Source organism: Aliidongia sp., assembly GCF_035943795.1.
In the GTDB taxonomy this organism is placed as follows: domain Bacteria; phylum Pseudomonadota; class Alphaproteobacteria; order ATCC43930; family CGMCC-115725; genus Aliidongia.
Map to the genome: position 1 here is coordinate 77,818 of NZ_DASZBY010000105.1, position 18,568 is coordinate 96,385.

19 protein-coding genes are annotated in these 18,568 nt (G+C 66.9%); 7 read left to right on the plus strand and 12 right to left on the minus strand.

All coding sequences use genetic code 11. From position 1 onward, the window contains the following. Positions 1-234: 234 nt before the first annotated feature. From VGV37_RS20730 to VGV37_RS20745, 4 genes are read right to left on the minus strand one after another with little or no spacing between them, the layout of a single operon-like run. Positions 235-873 carry an ABC-type transport auxiliary lipoprotein family protein gene (locus VGV37_RS20730; protein ID WP_326881657.1) on the minus strand — a complete coding sequence of 213 codons (639 nt, stop codon included), beginning with the start codon at positions 871-873 and terminating at the stop codon, positions 235-237. Beyond that, positions 870-1,811, minus strand: coding sequence for an MlaD family protein (locus VGV37_RS20735; RefSeq protein ID WP_326881658.1), 942 nt, complete (start codon positions 1,809-1,811; stop codon positions 870-872). The genes VGV37_RS20730 and VGV37_RS20735 overlap by 4 nt, the downstream gene beginning before the upstream one ends. Positions 1,812-1,841: 30 nt before the next feature. Next, positions 1,842-2,630 (minus strand): ABC transporter ATP-binding protein, encoded by a 789-nt coding sequence (locus VGV37_RS20740; RefSeq protein WP_326881659.1) that lies wholly within the window; start codon positions 2,628-2,630, stop codon positions 1,842-1,844. 6 nt (positions 2,631-2,636) lie between these two features. Continuing rightward, entirely contained in the window at positions 2,637-3,797 is a 1,161-nt protein-coding gene (locus tag VGV37_RS20745; protein WP_326881660.1) for an MlaE family lipid ABC transporter permease subunit, read from the minus strand. Positions 3,798-3,953: 156 nt separating this feature from the next. On the opposite strand from VGV37_RS20745, the gene VGV37_RS20750 reads away from it, so the two are divergent. Then, on the plus strand, positions 3,954-4,469 hold the full coding sequence (locus VGV37_RS20750) for an adenine phosphoribosyltransferase (RefSeq protein ID WP_326881661.1): 516 nt from the start codon (positions 3,954-3,956) through the stop codon (positions 4,467-4,469). A 3-nt stretch (positions 4,470-4,472) separates the two neighbouring features. Here the strand turns inward: VGV37_RS20750 and VGV37_RS20755 are convergent, their stop codons facing one another. Next, a complete protein-coding gene (locus VGV37_RS20755) occupies positions 4,473-4,859 on the minus strand; it encodes a type II toxin-antitoxin system VapC family toxin (RefSeq protein WP_326881662.1) in 387 nt (128 codons plus the stop codon). 1 nt (position 4,860) lies between these two features. Further along, the gene (locus VGV37_RS20760; protein WP_326881663.1) at positions 4,861-5,094 is read right to left on the minus strand and encodes a type II toxin-antitoxin system Phd/YefM family antitoxin; all 234 of its coding nucleotides are present in this window, start codon (positions 5,092-5,094) and stop codon (positions 4,861-4,863) included. A gap of 105 nt (positions 5,095-5,199) precedes the next feature. Between VGV37_RS20760 and VGV37_RS20765 the strand changes: the two genes are divergently transcribed. The 5 genes from VGV37_RS20765 to VGV37_RS20785 all read left to right on the plus strand — a co-directional run bounded on the left by VGV37_RS20765 (position 5,200) and on the right by VGV37_RS20785 (position 10,211). Next, positions 5,200-5,817 carry a TetR/AcrR family transcriptional regulator gene (locus tag VGV37_RS20765; RefSeq protein ID WP_326881664.1) on the plus strand — a complete coding sequence of 206 codons (618 nt, stop codon included), beginning with the start codon at positions 5,200-5,202 and terminating at the stop codon, positions 5,815-5,817. Positions 5,818-5,879: 62 nt separating this feature from the next. Next, on the plus strand, positions 5,880-7,340 hold the full coding sequence (locus tag VGV37_RS20770) for an MFS transporter (RefSeq protein ID WP_326881665.1): 1,461 nt from the start codon (positions 5,880-5,882) through the stop codon (positions 7,338-7,340). 3 nt (positions 7,341-7,343) lie between these two features. Continuing rightward, on the plus strand, positions 7,344-8,105 hold the full coding sequence (locus VGV37_RS20775; RefSeq protein ID WP_326881666.1) for a short-chain dehydrogenase/reductase: 762 nt from the start codon (positions 7,344-7,346) through the stop codon (positions 8,103-8,105). Between the two features lie 2 nt (positions 8,106-8,107). Continuing rightward, positions 8,108-8,782 (plus strand): TIGR02466 family protein, encoded by a 675-nt coding sequence (locus VGV37_RS20780; protein WP_326881667.1) that lies wholly within the window; start codon positions 8,108-8,110, stop codon positions 8,780-8,782. 211 nt (positions 8,783-8,993) lie between these two features. After that, complete coding sequence (locus VGV37_RS20785; RefSeq protein ID WP_326881668.1) at positions 8,994-10,211, plus strand: hypothetical protein; 1,218 nt, start codon at positions 8,994-8,996, stop codon at positions 10,209-10,211. A gap of 49 nt (positions 10,212-10,260) precedes the next feature. Here the strand turns inward: VGV37_RS20785 and aguB are convergent, their stop codons facing one another. The 6 genes from aguB to VGV37_RS20815 all read right to left on the minus strand — a co-directional run bounded on the left by aguB (position 10,261) and on the right by VGV37_RS20815 (position 17,638). After that, a complete protein-coding gene (aguB, locus tag VGV37_RS20790; RefSeq protein WP_326881669.1) occupies positions 10,261-11,133 on the minus strand; it encodes an N-carbamoylputrescine amidase in 873 nt (290 codons plus the stop codon). Positions 11,134-11,146: 13 nt separating this feature from the next. Then, positions 11,147-12,166, minus strand: a complete 1,020-nt coding sequence (locus VGV37_RS20795) for an agmatine deiminase family protein (RefSeq protein ID WP_326881670.1) — start codon at positions 12,164-12,166, stop codon at positions 11,147-11,149. 60 nt (positions 12,167-12,226) lie between these two features. Then, positions 12,227-13,372 carry an extracellular solute-binding protein gene (locus VGV37_RS20800; RefSeq protein WP_326881672.1) on the minus strand — a complete coding sequence of 382 codons (1,146 nt, stop codon included), beginning with the start codon at positions 13,370-13,372 and terminating at the stop codon, positions 12,227-12,229. A 110-nt stretch (positions 13,373-13,482) separates the two neighbouring features. Further along, a complete protein-coding gene (locus VGV37_RS20805) occupies positions 13,483-14,955 on the minus strand; it encodes an efflux transporter outer membrane subunit (protein WP_326881673.1) in 1,473 nt (490 codons plus the stop codon). Then, positions 14,955-16,559, minus strand: a complete 1,605-nt coding sequence (locus VGV37_RS20810; RefSeq protein ID WP_326881674.1) for a DHA2 family efflux MFS transporter permease subunit — start codon at positions 16,557-16,559, stop codon at positions 14,955-14,957. The genes VGV37_RS20805 and VGV37_RS20810 overlap by 1 nt, the downstream gene beginning before the upstream one ends. Beyond that, entirely contained in the window at positions 16,556-17,638 is a 1,083-nt protein-coding gene (locus tag VGV37_RS20815) for an HlyD family secretion protein (RefSeq protein WP_326881675.1), read from the minus strand. The genes VGV37_RS20810 and VGV37_RS20815 overlap by 4 nt, the downstream gene beginning before the upstream one ends. Before the next feature lie 178 nt (positions 17,639-17,816). Between VGV37_RS20815 and VGV37_RS20820 the strand changes: the two genes are divergently transcribed. Then, positions 17,817-18,467 (plus strand): TetR/AcrR family transcriptional regulator, encoded by a 651-nt coding sequence (locus VGV37_RS20820; protein WP_326881676.1) that lies wholly within the window; start codon positions 17,817-17,819, stop codon positions 18,465-18,467. Positions 18,468-18,568 lie beyond the last annotated feature (101 nt).

An 18,568-nucleotide genomic window follows, 5' to 3' on the forward strand; every position in this document is an offset into this window, starting at 1 on the left:
GGGCCACGGCGTCTTCCGTTCGCCCACTCCGCCGGCTCGCCACAAATGTCACGATTCCAACGGGTCGGAAAGCGACGCTCCGACGGCGCGCCAGAGGCGGGGTCTCCATCTGCGTAATGGGATACCCGCCCTCGATGGGGAACGGCCGACCGCCCTCAAGGCCGCGGGCATGCTGCCGGAGCGCGCCGGCCAGGCGCCCACTCCGCGACTCGGAATGTGCGAGCCCGCCCATCGTCACGGCTTGACCGCAACGGCTCCCGTCGCCGGCGCCGTCCGCAGCGTCCATTGCACGATCATCTTCATGGCGTTGCCGGTCGCCTCGCCGAACGCCGCGACGATGCTGTCGATGTCGTTATGTTCCGCGTCGGACAGCTTGACCGCGTCGAGCCCGCCGATGATCTCGCGTTCCGGCATCTTGATCAGCTTGGCGGTCAGGCGGACGCGCACCTGGGGCGGCTTGTTCGTGCCCTCGTAATAGCGCGCCTCGAAATCACGCAGGTCGGTCAGCAGTACGTAGTCGGCACGCAAGCCGCTGGTATCGCGGCCGACCGACACGATCTTGCGCGTGTTTTCGAAGGATTCGACCAGCAGGTCCTGCACCATGACCGGCGCGCGGTCGGTCCAGGCGGAGCTGGCGAAATAATCGATCGTGGTCGGGCTGCGCGCGAGCGCGATACGGGCCGTGTCGAGGCTCTGCGGCGCATCGGGCACGGTCACGACCAGCTGGTAGCTCACCACCGGCAGGTTGGTGTCGTAAGTCGTCTTGGGCTGCAGCACATAGAGCGAGGGCGGGGTCGAGGTCAGCGCCGCCGAACAGCCGGCGAGGCCCAGAGCGAGGCCCAGCAGCAGGGCGCGGGAAGCGTGCTTGATCATCGCGGATTGAACCCCTCGCGGCGGTCGCCGAACAGGAAACGTTGCGGATCGCGCTCGAGTTCGCTCGAGACCTTGGTCAGGCTGGCGACGAGCGTGCGCATCTCGGACAGCAGCTGGGTCAGTTGCGGCAGGCCGACCGTGGTGAAATCGCGCACCTGCGGCCGGCTGTCGGCGACCAGGCCGTTCAGCGAGGTCGAGAGCTGGTCGAGTTTCTTCACCGCGTCGTTCGCGGTCACCAGCACCTGGTCGGCGCGGTCGCCGACGCCGTCATATTTGCTGACCGTGGCCCGGAACTCGGTGAGCGTGCGATCGAGGTTGGCCGCGGACTTGGCCCCCTGGGACAGCATGGATTGCAGGTCGTCCCGGTGGTTCGCGACCGCGCCGGTGATCTGGCTGACATGGGCCAGCGTGTCGGCGATCGCCTGGCGATTCTTGTCGTCGAGCAGCAATGCCAGCCGGTCGGCGATGGTGACCAGATGGGCCAGCACGTCGGGGGCGCTCTCGAACACCTGCTGCAGGGCCGAAGGCCGCGACTTGATGATCGGATAGTGATGGCCGGGTTTCGGCTCCAGCGGCGTCGACGCCTGGCTGCCGCCGGAGATCTCGACATAGGACACGCCGGTAAGCCCCTGGGATTCCATCGAGACGACCGAGTCCGTCTTGATCGGCGTGCCTTCCTTGATCTTGAGGCCGATTTGGACCTGCAGCGAATTGTCGGGATCGAATGCGATATCCGATACGCGGCCGACGTCGATGCCGTTCAAACGCACGATCGCGCCGACGCCGAGGCCGGTCACCGGCCCCTGGATGAAGGTCTCGTAGCGGCGGAATTCATCCTCGAACTGGACCCGGGCGACCCAGAGGACCGAGACGAACAGCACGATGAAGATGCCGAGCACGAAGGCGCCGACCGCGACGTAGTTTGCTTTTGTTTCCATCGGCGGAGGCTCCGTTCCTCTCTTCTGGCGTCAGGACGCGGCGAGCGCGGCGCGCCCGCGCACGCCGCTGAAATATTGCTGGATCCAGGGGTGCGGGTCATGCACCAGCGTGTCGAACGTGCCGACCTTGATCTTCTTGTCGACCAGCACGGCGATGCGGTCCGTCGTGGCGCGCAGGGTGTCGATGTCGTGGGTGACCATGAAGACGGTCAGGTTCAGGCTCTTCTGCAGGTCGCGCACCAGGCTGTCGAACTGGGCAGCCGAGATCGGGTCGAGGCCGGCAGTCGGCTCGTCCAGGAACAGGATCTCCGGGTCCAGCGCCAGCGCCCGTGCCAGGCCGGCGCGCTTGCGCATGCCGCCGGACAGCTCCGACGGGAATTTCGTCGCCGCATCGGGCGGCAGGCCGGCCATGGCCAGCTTGACGGCGGCCAGCTCGTCCATCAGCCGTGGCGTCAGGTCGGTATGCTCGCGCATCGGCACCTGGATGTTCTGCGCCACGGTCTGGGCGCTGAACAGCGCGCCGTCCTGGAACAGCACGCCCCAGCGCGTCTGCAGCCGGCGCAGCTCCCGCCCGTTCAGGCGGCCGATGTCCTGGCCCAGCACTTCGATCCGCCCGCCGGCCCGGCGATTGAGCCCGATGATGGTCCGCAGCAACACGGACTTGCCGGTGCCGGATCCGCCAACCACGCCGACGACTTCGCCGCGCCGGAGCTCGAGGTCGAGCCCGTCATGCAGCACGCGCCCGCCGACCCGGGTGACCAGCTTGTCGATCTTGATGACGGGCGGCCCGAAGCTCTTGTCGGTATCGTCGATGCTCATGCCGCCTCAGACGCCCAACAGAGAGAACAGGATCGAGAACAGCGCATCGGCGACAATCACCAGGAAGATCGATTCGACGACCGACCGCGTCGTCAGCATGCCGACGCTGGCCGCGTTGCGTTCGACCTGCAGCCCCTCGTAGCAGCCGACCGTGGCGATCAGGAAAGCGAAGATCGGCGCCTTGATGATGCCGATCCAGAAGGTCCAGCCGCCGCCGATGGCGCCCTGCAGCTGGCGCAGGAACGCCGGCACGGTGATGCCCAGGTCGAACAGGCTCATCAGCGCTCCGCCGAAGATGCCCATGACATTGGCAAACACCGTCAGCAGCGGCAGGGTCAGCACCAGCGCCAGCATGCGCGGCAGCACCAGCACCTCGACCGGGCTCATGCCGAGCGTGGAAAGCGCATCGATCTCCTCGTTCACCTTCATGGTGCCGATCTGGGCGGTGAAGGAACTGCCCGAGCGGCCGGCGACGATGATCGCGGTCATGATCGCGCCGATCTCGCGCAGGATCGAAATGCCGAGCAGGTTGACCGTGAAGATCTCGGCGCCGAACCGGCGCAACTGGTCGGCACCCTGGAACGCGAAGACGATGCCGAGCAGGAACGACAGCAGCCCTACGATCGGCATGGCATTGAGGCCGACCTCTTCCATCTGGTGGACGAGCGCCGGGATACGCAGGCGGCGCGGGTGCAGCACCGTCGCCAAAGTCTCGGTCGCGACCATGCCGAGGAAGCCCAGCAGCGAGATGGCCTGGGCGAAGAAATGCATCTGGGCGCGACCCAGCCGTTCCAGGAAGGCGTGGAAACTATGCTGGTCGGGATGAGCGACCGGCGGCCCCTGGCAGTCATGGTCGATGGTGCTGATCAGCGGCAGGAACGCATCCGGCACGTCGTGCCACACGACCTTGGCGCCGGCGTCCTCGGCCATGCGCTTGGTGCGCATCAACAGCCAGGCGCCGGTGGTATCGAGCCGCGCCAGGTGGGTACAGTCGATCTCGAGCGTCGGAACGCCACCGAAGGACAAGGCGCGCAGGGCGGCATCCTGCCGTTCGGCCGACCCCAGCACCCAGGCACCGCCGGCCTCGATCACGAAAGCGTCGGACCGGCGCACGGTCTGGAACCGGGCGGCGGTCGCGGCGACGTCGATTTCTTGCAATGCGGCCATGTCGGCCGGAACTCTACACGAGCCGCGACGGGCGAAGCCAGGACCGCAAAGGCTTTGCGCGCGGAAAAACCCTATGCCGCGGCGCCGGACGGGTTAGAGTGCGCCGCACTCTGGGCGAGACCTGCCGAGACCACGACCCGACCGAATGTGAGAGCGATGGACATCAAGGACCATATCCGCCATGTGCCGGACTTCCCGAAGCCGGGAATCCTGTTCTACGACATCTCGACCCTGCTGGCCCATGCCGGCGCCTGGCGGGAGACCGTGCGGCAATTGGCCGATATCCTGGCGCCCACCAAGCCCGATGTGCTGGTCGGCATCGAATCGCGCGGCTTCCTGGTCGCGGCACCCCTGGCGCTCGCCCTCGGCTGCGGCTTCGTCATGGTCCGCAAGCCCGGCAAGCTGCCCGGCCCGACCGTGCCGTACAGCTACGAGCTGGAATATGGCAGCGACACGATCGAGATCCAGACCGACGCCATCAAGGCCGGCCACCGCGTCGTCGTGCTCGACGACCTGCTGGCGACCGGCGGCACGCTCGACGCCGCGATCAACCTGTGCCGCAAGGTCGGCGGCGACGTGGTCGCGGCCGCCTGCATCGTGGAACTGAATTTCCTCAACGGGCGCAGCCGGATCGACGTGCCGGTGCATTCGATCGTGGCCTACGACGAGTAGGGTTTACCAGAGCCGGCTTACACCATAAGCATCAAAGGGTTTCTCGTTCGACACCAGAACGAGACCGTCAAGCATCGCCTGGGCGATCAGCATCCGATCGAATGGATCGCGATGGGGGCCGGGCAAGCCGCCGGCGACCCGGCCATGGCGTAGCGAAATTGCAAGTTCGCGAAAGCCTTGCCCTGCGATGGCGGCCTCCAGATCGTCGGCAATCGGGTCGAGACCCGGCAACTTCCCGATCCGATGCTTCGTCGCCATTTCCCAGGCGGACACCGCGCTGACGAGTATCTCATTTGCCTCGTCTGCTATTGCGGCTTTGGCAACGCCCGATAACGCATCGTCGCCGGCAAGCCACCAGAGAAACGCGTGAGTATCGAGCAACAGCCGCACCCTACTGTTCCCAGCCGTCCAGTTCGTCCACCGGCAACGGCTCGAAGAACTCTGAACCTATGCTGATGATGCCGCGCATCGCGCCGAATTCCCGCTTTGTCGCACGTGGCTGAAATGGCACGATTCGAGCGATCGGTTCTTTGCCGCGAGCAAGGATGATCTCCTCCCCGGCCTCTACGCGCGCCAACAACTGCGATAGGTTGGTTTTTGCGTTGTGGATGGTAACGACGGTCATGACCCCTCCATTAGCTAATCAATATAGCTAAGAGCGCCCTTCAGTCAATTTCGCATCTGCGAGATCGTCCTTGAATTGGAAACCGATCGTTTCCATATGGTGTTCATGACCACCACCACCCCTGTCTCCGACCGTCCCGGTCCCGGCCGTCCGCGCGAGTTCGATCTCGACGATGCGCTGCGCGATGCCACCGAGGTGTTTCGGACGCGCGGCTACCACGGCACCTCGGTGCAGGACCTGACCGTAGGCACGGGCCTGGCGCGCGGCAGTCTCTACAAGGCATTCCACGATAAGCGATCGCTGTTCCTTGCAGCACTCGACCAGACCGTCGCCGCCTCTCTGCAGCGGGTCGGCGACCAGTTGGCCGCCCCCGGGCCGGCCAAGGCCGCGATCCGCGACACGCTGCTCAATTATGCCCGGCGCGCTTCATCGATCGACGGCCGACGGGGCTGCATCATGACCACGGCGGCGATCGAGATGATGCCGGAAGATGCCGAGGTCGGCGCCGTGATCGTCCGGATGTTCCGACGCATGGAGGACATGTTTGCCGCCGCCGTCCTGCGCGGGCAGGCGTCGGGCGAGATCCCGCCCGATCGCGACGACCGGATCATCGCCAAGCATCTGCTGTGTACCGTCCAGGGCTTTCGGGTCCTGGGCAAGGCCGGCCTTACGGAGCAGGACGCGGCCGACATCGTCGACCAGACCCTACGACTGCTGTCCTGATTTTCCGCTTCGATTTCTGCCTAATTTGGAACCGATCGTTCCAAAACACCGAAGGACGCATCATGTCGACCCTTGCTGTTGCGATTGCGCCGACCGAGGCCGCAGCGCTCGATCCGAACCGGTGGGCGGCGCTTGCCGTGTTGCTGACCGGCGCGTTCCTGGCGCCGCTCGATTTCTTCATCGTCAATGTCGCCATGCCGTCGATCACGACCGGCCTCCATGCCACCGCGGCCGACGTGCAACTGGTCATTTCCGGTTATGCCATCGTCTATGCCGTGTTCCTGATCACCGGCGGCCGGCTGGGCGACATCTTCGGGCGTAAATCGATCTTCCTGGTCGGGCTCGCCGGCTTCGCGCTGGCCTCGGCGTTCTGCGGGCTCGCCTGGTCGCCCCTGACCCTGATCCTGGCACGGATGCTCCAGGCGCTGGCCGCCGCCGCCATGGCGCCCCAGGCGTTGGCCTCGGTCCATGCGCTGTTTCCGGCCCATGAACGCGGCCGGGCGCTCAGCATCTATGGCGTGACACTCGGCCTGTCGTCGATCGTCGGTCAGTTGCTGGGCGGGGCCCTGGTCCAGGCCGACCTCGCCGGCATGGGCTGGCGGCTGATCTTTCTGATCAACCTGCCCGTCTCGATCATCGCCTTCATCGCCGCGATCCCGCTGCTGCGCGAAACCCGCAGCGGCCACCGCCCGCGGCTCGACTGGGGCGGCGTCGTGCTGTCGGCCTTCGCGCTGACCGTGTTCGTGCTGCCGCTGATCGAAGGGCGCGAGCGCGGCTGGCCCTGGTGGTCGATCGCCATGCTGCTGACCACGCCGATTTTCGTCGAGGCGTTCCGCCGCTACGAGCTGCGCCTGGCCAAGGCCGGCGGCGACCCGCTGGTCGCGATCGAGGTGTTCCAGACGCCGGGCCTGCTGCGCGGCCTGGGGGCGATCCTGACGCTCTATGCGCTGGCCGCGTTCTTCCTGACCTATTCCATCTACCTGCAGTCGGCGCTCGACTTCACCGCCCTGCAGGCCGGCCTCGCGATCCTGCCGTTCTCGGCGGGGTTCCTCGCCGGCTCGACCTTCAGCCCGCTGTTCGGCCGCTGGATGGGCACGGCCGCCTCGTCGCTCGGCTTCGTGCTGTCGGCGACCGGCCTGGTCGGCACCGCGGCGGCAGTCAGCCTGGCGCCGGCCGGCATGGTGCCGTCCCCGGCGCTTGCGGCGCCCGCGCTGCTGCTGATCGGCCTCGGCATGGGCATGTCGATCCCGACCATGGTGCGGGTCATCGTCGAGCGGGTCGAACCGCACCGGGCCGGCCTGGTCGGCGGCATGGTCAACTCGACCCTGCAGGTCAGTGCCGCCATTGCCGTGGCCGTGCTGGGCGGGCTGTTCTATGCTGCGCTGGGCACGCGCACCGATCCGGCGGCGGTGTCCCACGCCTTCGCGCTCACCCTCGTCGCGATCGCCGCCTGCCATCTCGGCGGCGCCTTCCTCGGCGCCGGCCTCGGCCAGCGGCGCCGCGTCTCCTGCCCGGCGGAGTAATTCATGGACCTGCATCTCACGGGCAAACGTGCCCTCGTCACCGGCGCCTCCAAAGGCATCGGCCACGCCACCGCCCTGCTGCTGGCGGAGGAAGGTTGCGATCTCGTGCTGGTATCGCGCGATCCGGCCACGCTCGCCACGGCGGCCGACGCGGTCAGGACGCGCCGACAGGTCGCGGTCCAGACCATCGCCGCGGACCTGTCGCGCCAGGACGAGGTCGAGCGGGTCGCGGCCGAGGCCGGTCCGTTGGACATCCTGGTCAACAACGCCGGCGCCATTCCGCCGGGCAACCTGCTGGCCGTGGACAACACGACCTGGCGTGCCGCTTGGGACCTCAAGATCTTCGGCTTCATCAGCCTGACCCGCGCGCTCTACCCGGTGCTGAAGGACCGGCAGGGCGTCGTGGTCAACGTGATCGGCTCCGCCGGGGAATCGCCCAACCCGAATTATATCGCGGGCAGTGCGGGTAACGCCGCACTGATGGGCTTCACCAAGTCGCTTGGCAAGGGTGCCCACAAGGACGGCATCCGCGTGGTCGGCATCAATCCCGGCCCGGTCTCGACCGAGCGGAACCGGATGCTGCTGAAGGCCCGCGCCCGCCAGGAGTTCGACGACGAGAGCCGCTGGCAGGAATTCTACAAGACCATGCCGTTCGGCCGCGCCGCGACGCCGGAAGAGATCGCCAACGCAGTGGCGTTCCTGGCATCCTCCCGCTCGGGCTATACCACCGGCACGATCCTGACGATCGACGGCGCGCCGGGTTAGGGATGGCGGAATCCTTCGAGCCCGGCAGCCTGTCGGTCGCCGGCCTGTTCCCGACGCCGCTCGCCGCCGTGACATTGGCCGGCCATGACGCGCTCGACCTGGCGCTCACCGAACGCATCCTGGCCCGGCGGCAGCAGGAACCGGGCGTGGTCGCCAGCAACGTCGGCGGTTGGCACTCCAGCGAATTCCAGTCGTGGAGCGGACCTGCCGGTGCGCAGTTGCTGAATGCGGCCCGACAGCTGGTCGATCGCCTGACGCTGATCGAAACCGGCAACGGCCTCACCCGGGCCTCGGTCAATTGGCGCGTGACCGCCTGGGCCAACATCTCCGGCGCCGGCGACGGCAACCGCGCCCATGGCCATCCCGGCGCCTTCTGGTCCGGGGTCTATTGGGTCGACGACGGCGGCGCCGACACGGACGAGTCGGTCGGCGGCCTGTTCGAGATGAGCGATCCGCGCGGGCTGCTGCCGGTGATGTATGCGCCCGGCCTACGCTACGCGATCGCCGACTGCGAAGATGCCGGCACGGCCCGGACGCTGACGCCCAAGGCCGGCATGATGATCCTGTTCCCGTCCTGGCTGATCCACGGCGTGACCGCCTATCGCGGCACCCGTCCCCGCATTTCAGTCGCGTTCAATTTCTCGTTCGGGGCGGCCTCCGACCCCCTCGGGACGTGACGGGATGGCATGCTCTTAAGAGTTTGCGAAATCACGGAAAATCGCGCACTCCATAAAATCTTTTGATTGGGCAACCCCTCTCTTCGCCGATAAACCTGGACATGGCACCTGGTGATCCAAGGCGCTGAACGGCGGGAAAGAAGCCGGTCCGTGCGGCGCGCCCGACCCATCGTCGCACCGCACGCTGGCTCATCGGCTTGGAGGTTTGTCCGTGACTATGGCGCAGTGGCGATGCCGGATTGCGATCGTTCTCCTGGTGGCCGGCCTCGCCAGGAATTCCACCGCCCTGGCCCAGCCTGTCCCGTCCTCGTTCGAAGATGCGATGGCGACCGAGGCCGCCTGGATCACGGGGCAGGCGCAGGCCAGTTGCCCGAATTCGGCGGACGGCGCCATCGGCCAGTCCGCCTTTCCGGCGAGCGGTGCCCAGATCGTCGACGCCTACCGGGGCAATTTTGCCGCGATCGGCCTCCTGGCCGCCGGCCCGGCGTACTATTCGAACGTCGAGCGTTGGGCCACCTGGTACATCAATCACATCAACTGGCCCGACAACCTCAACCAGTACGCCACGATCTACTGGTACGACGTCGACGCGAACTTCTGTACCGAAGCGCCGTCCACGGTAACCAAGGGCCTGACGAAACCCGGCTACGACGCCCAGGATTCCTGGGCCGCCACGTACTTGACCCTGATGGCCGCGTGGGCGAAAGCGGATCCCGTCAATGCGACGGCATTCATCGATCGTTGGGCATATCAACTGGATGCCATCGCCAATGCGGCCTATGCGATGCGTCAGCCGGCATCCGGCCTCACGGGCGCCAAGGTCAATTGGCTGGCCCAGTATCTCATGGACAACAGCGAGGTCGTCGAGGGCCTGAACAGCTATGTCTGGGTCGCAACGAACGTGCTACGGGATCCGAACAAGGTGAACTACTGGACGCCGCGGGCACAGGGCATCAATACGGCGATCCAAACCGGCCTGTGGCAGCAATGCGGCGCCCAGACCTATTGCGACGCGTATGGCGACACGCCGCTGCCGTGGGCCTCGTGCTATCCGGCGCAGCCGACGAACGGCAGCTACGAATATTTCTGGGACAACGGCTTGACCGGCGAAGCTCAGGTCTGGCCCGCACTTTCGAGGGTCGCGCCCGACAATGCCGTCGCAGCCTTTCAAAAACTCGACCAATATTGCCCGACCTGGAAGACCGAGGCCGGATTGCCCAGCACCCAGTCAGGCTATCCGCTCCTCACGGATTCCGGGATCGGGCTGGCCGCGGCGATCGCGGGAAATACCGGCGAGGCCACGACATGGCTGAGCCAGGCCGCCGCGCGATGGATGGTCGACCATCCGTGGCCTTGGACGGTATTCGATGCGGGCAATGCCATTCGCACCGCCAACCTGCTGAACGGCGGACCCGATCCCGTGCCGTGAAGAGGCCCGCGCGACGAACTCCCGCGAAGCCCCCACCGTCACAAGGCTCCTACCGAACGATCCCGTCCGCCGTCATGACCGCGCCGTAGAGGTCGGGCCGGCGATCGCGGAAGATGCCCCAGCCGTTGCGCTGACGGCGGATCTGGTCGAGGTCGAAGCTGGCGGTCAGCACGGTCTCTTCGTCGCGACCGGCTTCGGCCAGCTTGGCACCGGTCGGGTCGGCGATGAAGGACGAGCCGTAGAACCGCTGCGGGAAAGCCACGCCCTGCTCCGTCCCCGTCCGGTTGGAGGCAACCAGCGGCGTGAGATTGGCGCCAGCGTGGCCCTGCATGACGCGCTGCCAATGGTCGCGGCTGTCGAGGCTTGCATCCTGCGGCTCGCTGCCGATCGCCGTCGGGTAGAACAGGAAATCCGCCCCCTGCAGCGCCATGGAGCGGGCGCATTCCGGGAACCACTGGTCCCAGCAGATGCCGACGCCGACCCGGCCGAACCGGGTCGACCAGACCTTGAAGCCGGTATCGCCGGGTCGGAAATAATATTTCTCCTGATAGCCCGGGCCGTCGGGGATATGGCTCTTGCGATAGATGCCGAGCTGCCGCCCGTCCGCGTCTATCATCAGGATCGTGTTGTAATAGGCCTGGTTCGCCTTTTCGAAAAAGCTGACCGGCAGCACGACGTTCAGTTCGCGCGCCAGATCGACGAAGCGGCCGAGCCAGGGATGGCCGTCGAGCGGCTTGGCGCTCTCGAACCATTCCGGCAGCTGGTCGCGGCAGAAATACGGCGTCTCGAACAGCTCGGGCAGCAGGATGACATTGGCGCCCTCGGCCGCCGCACGGCGCACCATGGCCACGGCCTTGTCGACGTTGGCCGGATGATCGGTGCCGCAGGCGAACTGGGTCGCGGCGAGCGTGACATGGGTCATGGGGGGGCTCCTTTCAGACGGCCGGCTGCTGCTGGGTGATGCAATGGATGCCGCCGCCGCCTTCCAGGATGGCGAGTGCGGGAACCTGCACGATCTGGCGATCCGGGAAGGCCTTTGCCAGCACCCCAGCTGCCACCGCGTCCATCGGATCGTCGAACGACGGCGCGATTACGGCGCCGTTGGCCAGGTAGAAGTTGGTGTAGGTCATGGCGAGCCGCCCGCCCGCGGTCACCCGCTTGGCCGGGATCGGCAGCTCCAGCACCTCGAGTGCCCGGCCCCGGGCGTCGCGCGCGGCGGCGAGCCGGCGCAGATTGTCCTGCATCGGCGTGTAGTTGGCATCCTGCGGGTCGCGGCAGCTGGTCGCCAGCACCACGCCCGGCCGGGCGAAGCAGGCGAGATTGTCGACATGGCCGTCGGTGCCGTCGTTCTCCAGCCCCTGGCCGACCCAGATCACGACCTGGGCGCCGAGCCAGGCCTTGAGGTTGGCCTCGATCTGGGCCTTCGACAGGTCGGGGTTCCGATTCGGGTTGAGCAGGCACTGCTCGCTGGTCAGCACCGTGCCCTCGCCGTCCGAATGGATCGAACCGCCTTCGAGCACGAAGGGGGCCGCGAAACGCGGACAGCCGACCCGCTCCAGCACCTGGGCCGCGATGGCAGCGTCGTTGGCATAGTCCGGCCACTTGTCGCCCCAGGCGTTGAAGCGCCAGTCGGCGCCGGCCAGCGCGCCCTTGCCGTCGAGCAGGAAGGTCGGCCCGATGTCGCGCATCCAGCTGTCATCGAGCGCCATGGGCAGCACCTCGACCGACGGCCCGCATTGCGCCGCGGCATCGGCCAGATCGGCCGGATTGGCGACCATGGTCAGCGGTTCGAACCGGGCGATGGCCTGGGCGACGGCGGCATAGGCCGCCTTGGCCTCGACATGCCGGCCGTTCCACAGGTCGATCCGGCTGGGCCAGGCCATCCAGGTCTTCGTGTGCCGCGCGCCTTCGGCCGGCATATGGAAGCCCGCTTCAGCGGGGGTCGGGGCAGTCATGGCAAGGTCTCTCCAGGTCGCGTGGCTGCCGGCATGATATCGGCAGCCCGGCGGAAATGCTTATGGCTTGCTGCGGGCCCAGATGCGCGCGCGGGTCTTCTCGGCATCGGCCGTCAGCGGCCGGTCGAGGAATAGCCGGCCCCAGCTCGTCGCCGAAGGGAACACCGTCTCGTCGTTCTTGTCGTCGTCGTCGACGAAGTCGGCGGCCAGCAGGTTCGGGTTGGCCGCACCCGTCCAGTCGGTGACGTCGCTGACGATTTCCGGTCGCAACAGGAAATTGATGAATTGCCGGGCCGCCTCGGTATTCTGCGCCTTGGCCGGGATCGCCAGCACGTCGATCCACAGGCGCGCCCGCTCGCGCGGCACCGTGTAGGTCAGGTCGACCCCATTGTCGCGATCGGACGCGCGGGTCTTGGCGTCGGTCACCTGGATCGAGCTGCCGAAGCCGACGCAGATCGTGCCGCTGGCCAGCGCCTCGGCGAAATCATTGGCCGACAGGCGGCGCACCAGCGGCTTCACCCGCTGCAGCACCTCGCCCGCACGCGCCAGATCCTTGTCGTCCTGGCTGGTCGGGTCGAGGCCGAGGAAGGCGAGCGCCGCCGGAATTCCGTCCGCCGGATCGTCTTCCATGGCGAGGCCGCAAGCGGCGGCTTTCTTGCTCAGCACCGGATCGAACAGCAGCGCCAGGGTATCGGTCGGCGGCGCGTCGCCCAGTACGTCCTTGAGCTTCGTCAGGTTCACGCCCAGGCCCGCCGTGCCGAACAGGAACGGCACGGCCATCTGGTTGCCCGGATCGGCCGGCGCCACGCGGTCGAGGATCGCCGGATCGACGTTGGCATAGTTGCCGATCTTCGTGCGATCGACCGGTTGGAACAGCCCGTCGGCCACGCCCTTCATCAGCACCGGCACCGTCGCAGCCACGACCAGATCCCAATCGGCCTTGCCCGACTTCAGGCCGGCCAGCAGCTCCGCATCGGTCGCGTAGGTCGTGAGATTGATCTTGATGCCGGTCTCGGCCTCGAACTTCTGGATCGTGTCGTCGGCCAGGAAGTCGGACCGGTTGGCGAAGTTCAGCACGTGGGGCGCATCGTCGGCGGCAATCGTCTGCGGCAGGTCGGCCCGCGGACCCTGCGGATTTGCAAAGCCGGCGAGCCCCAGGCCCGCGACCACCAATCCGACTGCGACGACCCCCGACCTCAACGCCATTCCCCTCTCCGCCCCCCGACGGTCGAGAGGCGGATATGCCCTGTTTCATCGGAGGACGGAAGGGGTCAATCGTCCCGGCGATGCACCGGAAGCGAAGCGTTACCGAAAGATCACTTCGCCACGGCGGCGAGCTTGACCGAGCCGTCGGGCTCGCCGACCTGCCAGCCGGCGCCCAGCGCCTTGTAGAGCGCGATGGTCTGCTGGGTCAGGGTCAGCTCACTCTGGGCGGAAGCATCCTCCGCGCTGTAGAGGCTGCGCTCGCTGTCGAGCACCGACAGGAAGTTGCCGAGGCCGCTGCGATAGAGCGCGGTCGCCCGATCGACCGCGATTCGGTCGGCCGCGACGGCGGCGGTCAGCCGGTCGTGGCGCCGTCGCTCGGCGCCGTAGGCGACCAGGGCATCCTCGACCTCCTGGAAGGCGGTCAGCACGGTCTTGCGATAGGTCAGCCGATCCTCCTCGGCGACCGCCTTGGCCTGGGCCACGTTCGCCTCGAGCCGGCCGCCCTCGAACAGCGGCACCGAGATCGAGGCGGGCGCGCCCCACTGCAGCGCGCCGTCGTTCAACAGATGGTGCAGCGAACCGGCGGCCAGGTCGAACGAGGGCGAAATCGAGAAGGTCGGGAACATCTGGGCGATCGCGACGCCGATCTGGGCGTTGGACCCGGCGATCTGGCGTTCGGCCGCACGGATGTCCGGACGATTGCGCACCACGTCCGACGGCATGGTGGCCGGCAGGATCGGCGGTGCCGGCGGCAGCGGCGCCGGCACGGCGAGTTCCGCCTCGAGGGCACCCGGCTCCTGGCCCAGCAGCACGGCGATGGCGTGGGACTGCTGGGCGACCAGGGTCTGGAGCTGCGGCACCGCGGCATTGAGCGTTTCGAGTTGCGCCTGGGCCTGGGCCACGTCGAGCTCGTTGCCGAGCCCGCCCTTGTATTTTTCCCGGGTCAGGTCGAGCGCATCCTGGTCGACCCGGATGTTGCGCTGGGCGATAGCGAGGCGCGCCTGGGCGGACCGCAGGGTCGCGTAATCCTGGCCCAGCTCCGCCAGCAGGCTGACCAGCACGTCGCGCCGGCTCTCGACCGAGGCATCGACCGAAGCGTCGGCAGCCTCGACCGCGCGGCGCGTCTTGCCGAAGATGTCGATTTCCCACGACGCGTCGAACCCCGCCTCGAACGTATTGGCGAGGCCGCCGAACGGCGGGAACTTGAGCGCGGTCGAATAGCGCTGGCGCTCGGCGGAGCCGGTGGCGGACAGGGTCGGGTAATAGCCGGCGGCGGCCGAGGTACGCTGGGCACGCGCCTCGAGCAGGCGCTGCTGGGCGATCTTCAGGTCGAGATTGCCGGTGATCGCCGTCGCGACCAGCCGGTCGAGCGTCGGGTCATTGAAGCTCGTCCACCATTGCTGCAGCTGCTGCGCCGCCTCCGGACCGGTGCCTATCAAGCCCGGCGCCGACGCCTCGGTCCAGGCGGCCGGCGCGTCGGTCCCGGGCGGGACATAGTCGGGTCCGACGGTGCAGCCGGCAGCGGCGAGCGCCAGCAGGCAGGCGGAAAGCGCGGCGCGGCCGCGGGAAACATCGATACTCATCAGTCAGCTCCGGCGGGCTTGCGGCCGCCCACCTTGGATGGCGCGAAGAGGAAGGTCAGCGGCACGATGCAGAAGGCCAGCACGGCGCAGATCACGAAGACGTCCAGATAGGCCTGGACCGACGATTGCAGGATCAGGCCCTTGTAGATCGCGCCGTTGGCCGTGTTGGCGAGATTGGTGGCCGCCACGCCATGGGACTGCAGCACCGCCGTGTTGCGGGCGAGCGTGTCGAGGTACGGCTGATTGAACGGGCTCAGATGTTCCGACATGTAGGCCATGCGGGTCTGGGTATGTTCGGTCACCAGCGCCGTCGCAATCGAGATGCCGACGGAGCCGGCCACATTGCGGAACATGGTGTAGAGCGAGGCCGCATCACGGTTCAGCTCCGGAGCGATCGTGGAAAAGGCGATCGAGCTGATCGGCACGAACAGGAACGCCAGGCCAAAGGTCTGGAATGCGCGCATCAGGGCCAGGGTCGTGAAATTCACCTGGGGCGTAATGGTCGACGCATAGAACAACGCACAGCCCAGCAGCGCGAAGCCGGTCGCGATCAAGTAGCGCGTCTGGATCTTGGGCAGCAGGCGGCCGACGATCGGGATGGTGAACAGGGTCAGGATCGCGCCGGGCGACAGGATCATGCCGGACCAGGTCGCCGTATAGCCCAACTGCTGCTGGGCCAATTGCGGGATCAGCACCGCGCTGGAATAGAGCACGACCGCCATGGAGAAGATCATGGTGGCACCCAGGGCGAAATTGCGGTTGGCCAGCACGCGGATGTTCACCACCGGCTTCTTCGCGACCAGCAGCCAGCAGACGGCACCCGTGATGCCCAGGATGGCGAGCACGGTGAACAGGCGGATGAAGTTCGAGCCCAGCCAATCTTCCTGCTCGCCCCGATCCAGCACGATTTCGAGGCTGCCGAGGCCGAGGGTGATCAGCGACAGGCCGATGTAGTCGATGTTCAGCTTGTCGCTCCGCGCGGCGGCCTTGGCCCAGGGCGGGTCCTCGACCAGGGCGAACACCGCGACGCAGGCCGCGATGCCGACCGGCACGTTGATGAAAAAGATCCAGCGCCAGCTGATGTTGTCGGTGATGATGCCGCCGAGCGTCGGCCCCAGCACCGGCGCAATGATCGTCGCGATCGCGGTGACCGAGAAGGCGGCACCACGCCGCGCCGGCGGGAAGGTGTCGAGGATGATCGACTGCTGGTTCGGCTGCAGGCCGCCGCCGAAGAAGCCCTGCATGATGCGGAACAGGATCAGCTGCGGCAGGCTGGTGGCCAGGCCGCACAGAAGCGAGCAGACCGTGAACATGCTGATGCAGATCAGGAAATAGCGTTTGCGCCCCAGGATGCTGCCGAACCAGCCCGAGATCGGCAGCACGATGCCGTTCGCGACCAGGTACGAGGTCAGCGTCCAGGTCGCCTCGTCGACGCCGACGGACAGGCTGCCGGCGATATGCGGCAGTGCCACGTTGACGATGGTGGTGTCGAGCACCTCCATGAAGGCGGCCGAAGTGACGGCGATGGCGATCGCCCAGGGATTGGCGCGCGGGCGCCAGTCCGAGCGGCTGGGCGCGCCGGTGGCGACGGGCCCTTCGCTCATTTGAGGTCGACCTCGGGATCGACCGACAGACCCAGCGGCAGCGGATGGTTCGCGTCCAGCCCCTGGTCGATCACGATCTTGACCGGCACGCGCTGGACGATCTTCACGAAATTTCCGGTCGCATTCTCGGCCGGAAAGGCGGTGAAGCGCGAGCCCGAGCCCATCTGGATGCTGTCGACGTGACCATCGAGCTTCAGGTCGGGATAGGCGTCGATGTTGATACGGACATGCTGGCCCGGCCGCATCTGGGTCAGCTGCGATTCCTTGAAGTTCGCCGTCACCCAGATCTGGGTCGAGACCAGGGAGAACAGCGACTGGCCGGGCTGCAGGTAGCTGCCGAGATCGACGTTGCGCTTGGTCACCCAACCGTCGGCCGGCGCGGTCAGGTGGGTATAGGACAGGTTGAGCGCCGCCTGGTCGGCATCCGCCTTGGCGGACGCCGCCTGCGCCTCGAGCTGTTTTACCTGGGCCTGGGCCTGGGCGATGTTCTGCTGGACCAACTGGGCGATCTTGAGCTTGGCCTGGGCGTCCTCGAGCTGGGCCGAGGCCCCTTGGTCGGCCTGGCGCGCGGCATCGACCTGCTGCTGGGTCGTGGCGCGCGGATCGACCTTCTGCTGGCGGACCAGATCGGCGTGGGCCTTGGCATAGCCGGCCTTGGCCGAATTGACCGCGGCGTCGGCGGAGGCCAGGTCGGCCGGATAGCGGACCTTGGCGATCTCCAGATTGACCCGGGCATTGTCGAGCTGCGCCTGGGCCAGGGCCTGGGCCGCCACGGCCTTGTCGCGCGCCACCTGATAGTCGCGCGGATCGATTTCGAGGATCGTGTCGCCCGCCTTGACCCGCGTATTGTCGCCGACCGCCAGCTTCACGACATAGCCCGCGACCTTGGGCGAGATCGTGATCGCCGTCCCGTCGGTATAGGCATCGTCGGTCGATTCCATCCCCCGGGTGCTGAGCCAGTAGTAGCCGCCGCCCAGGATCAGGGCCAACACCACGCCGCCGAAGACCAGCTTGGGCACGACGCTCGACCGACCTTTGCCGCTCGCCTTGGTTCCGGCCACCTCGTTCGTCACCGTCATCGTCAATCCTTCTCGGGTCCCGCCGCGGGGAAGCACGGGTTCGGTTCGGTGCCGACGGCCCAACGCAATCCGGCCGTCAAAAACTGAACCGTTCAGTTCAATGCGGTTTTAGGTAGACGCTCGACCTCATTTTGTCTAGAAGAAAACTGAACGGTTTAGTTTTTCTCAGATCGGTCCGATGTCCAAGCCTGCACCGCCGCCCCCCGACCCCCAGATTGCCGACGGCCCCGCCGGCAAGGTCGGGCTGATTTTGTCGGCGGCCCGGCATCTGTTTCTGGAGCAAGGCTACGGCAACACCAGCATGGACGGAGTGGCCAAGCGCGCCGGCGTCTCCAAGGCGACGCTCTACGTGCATTTCGAAAGCAAGGAGCGTCTGTTCGCCGAGGTCATCGACGGCGCCCGCTCCCGCCTGCGCGAAGCGCTGGTCACGATTACCGGCAACGAACAGATCGACCCGGCCGAAACCTTGCGGCTGATCGGCCAGCAATTCCTGCGCTTCGTGACGACGCAGGAGGTGCTGACCCTGTTCCGCGCCGTCATCGGCGAGACCCAGCGGTTTCCCGAACTGGGACAGACGATCTTCCAGGCCGGCAGCAGCGATATGCTGACCCTGATCACCGACAGCATCGCCCAGGCCTCCGCCCGCGGGACATTGAGGGTGGAAAACCCCAAGCAGGCGGCGGCACAGTTCATCGCTCTGACCAAGAGCGATCTGCATCTGCGCTGCCTGCTCGAGCCGTCGTTCCAGGCAAACGAGGCCGACATCCAGCGCAACGTCGACGCCGCCGTGGCCGTATTCATGAGCCATTACGGACCGCGACCGCGCTGACGGCCGCGGCGATCCGCCGGCCATAACTTCATCGCCCGTTCATATCCCCGGCGGCACACTGCAGCATCATGCGGACGCGCAGCCTTCGCGCTGGGGCCGTT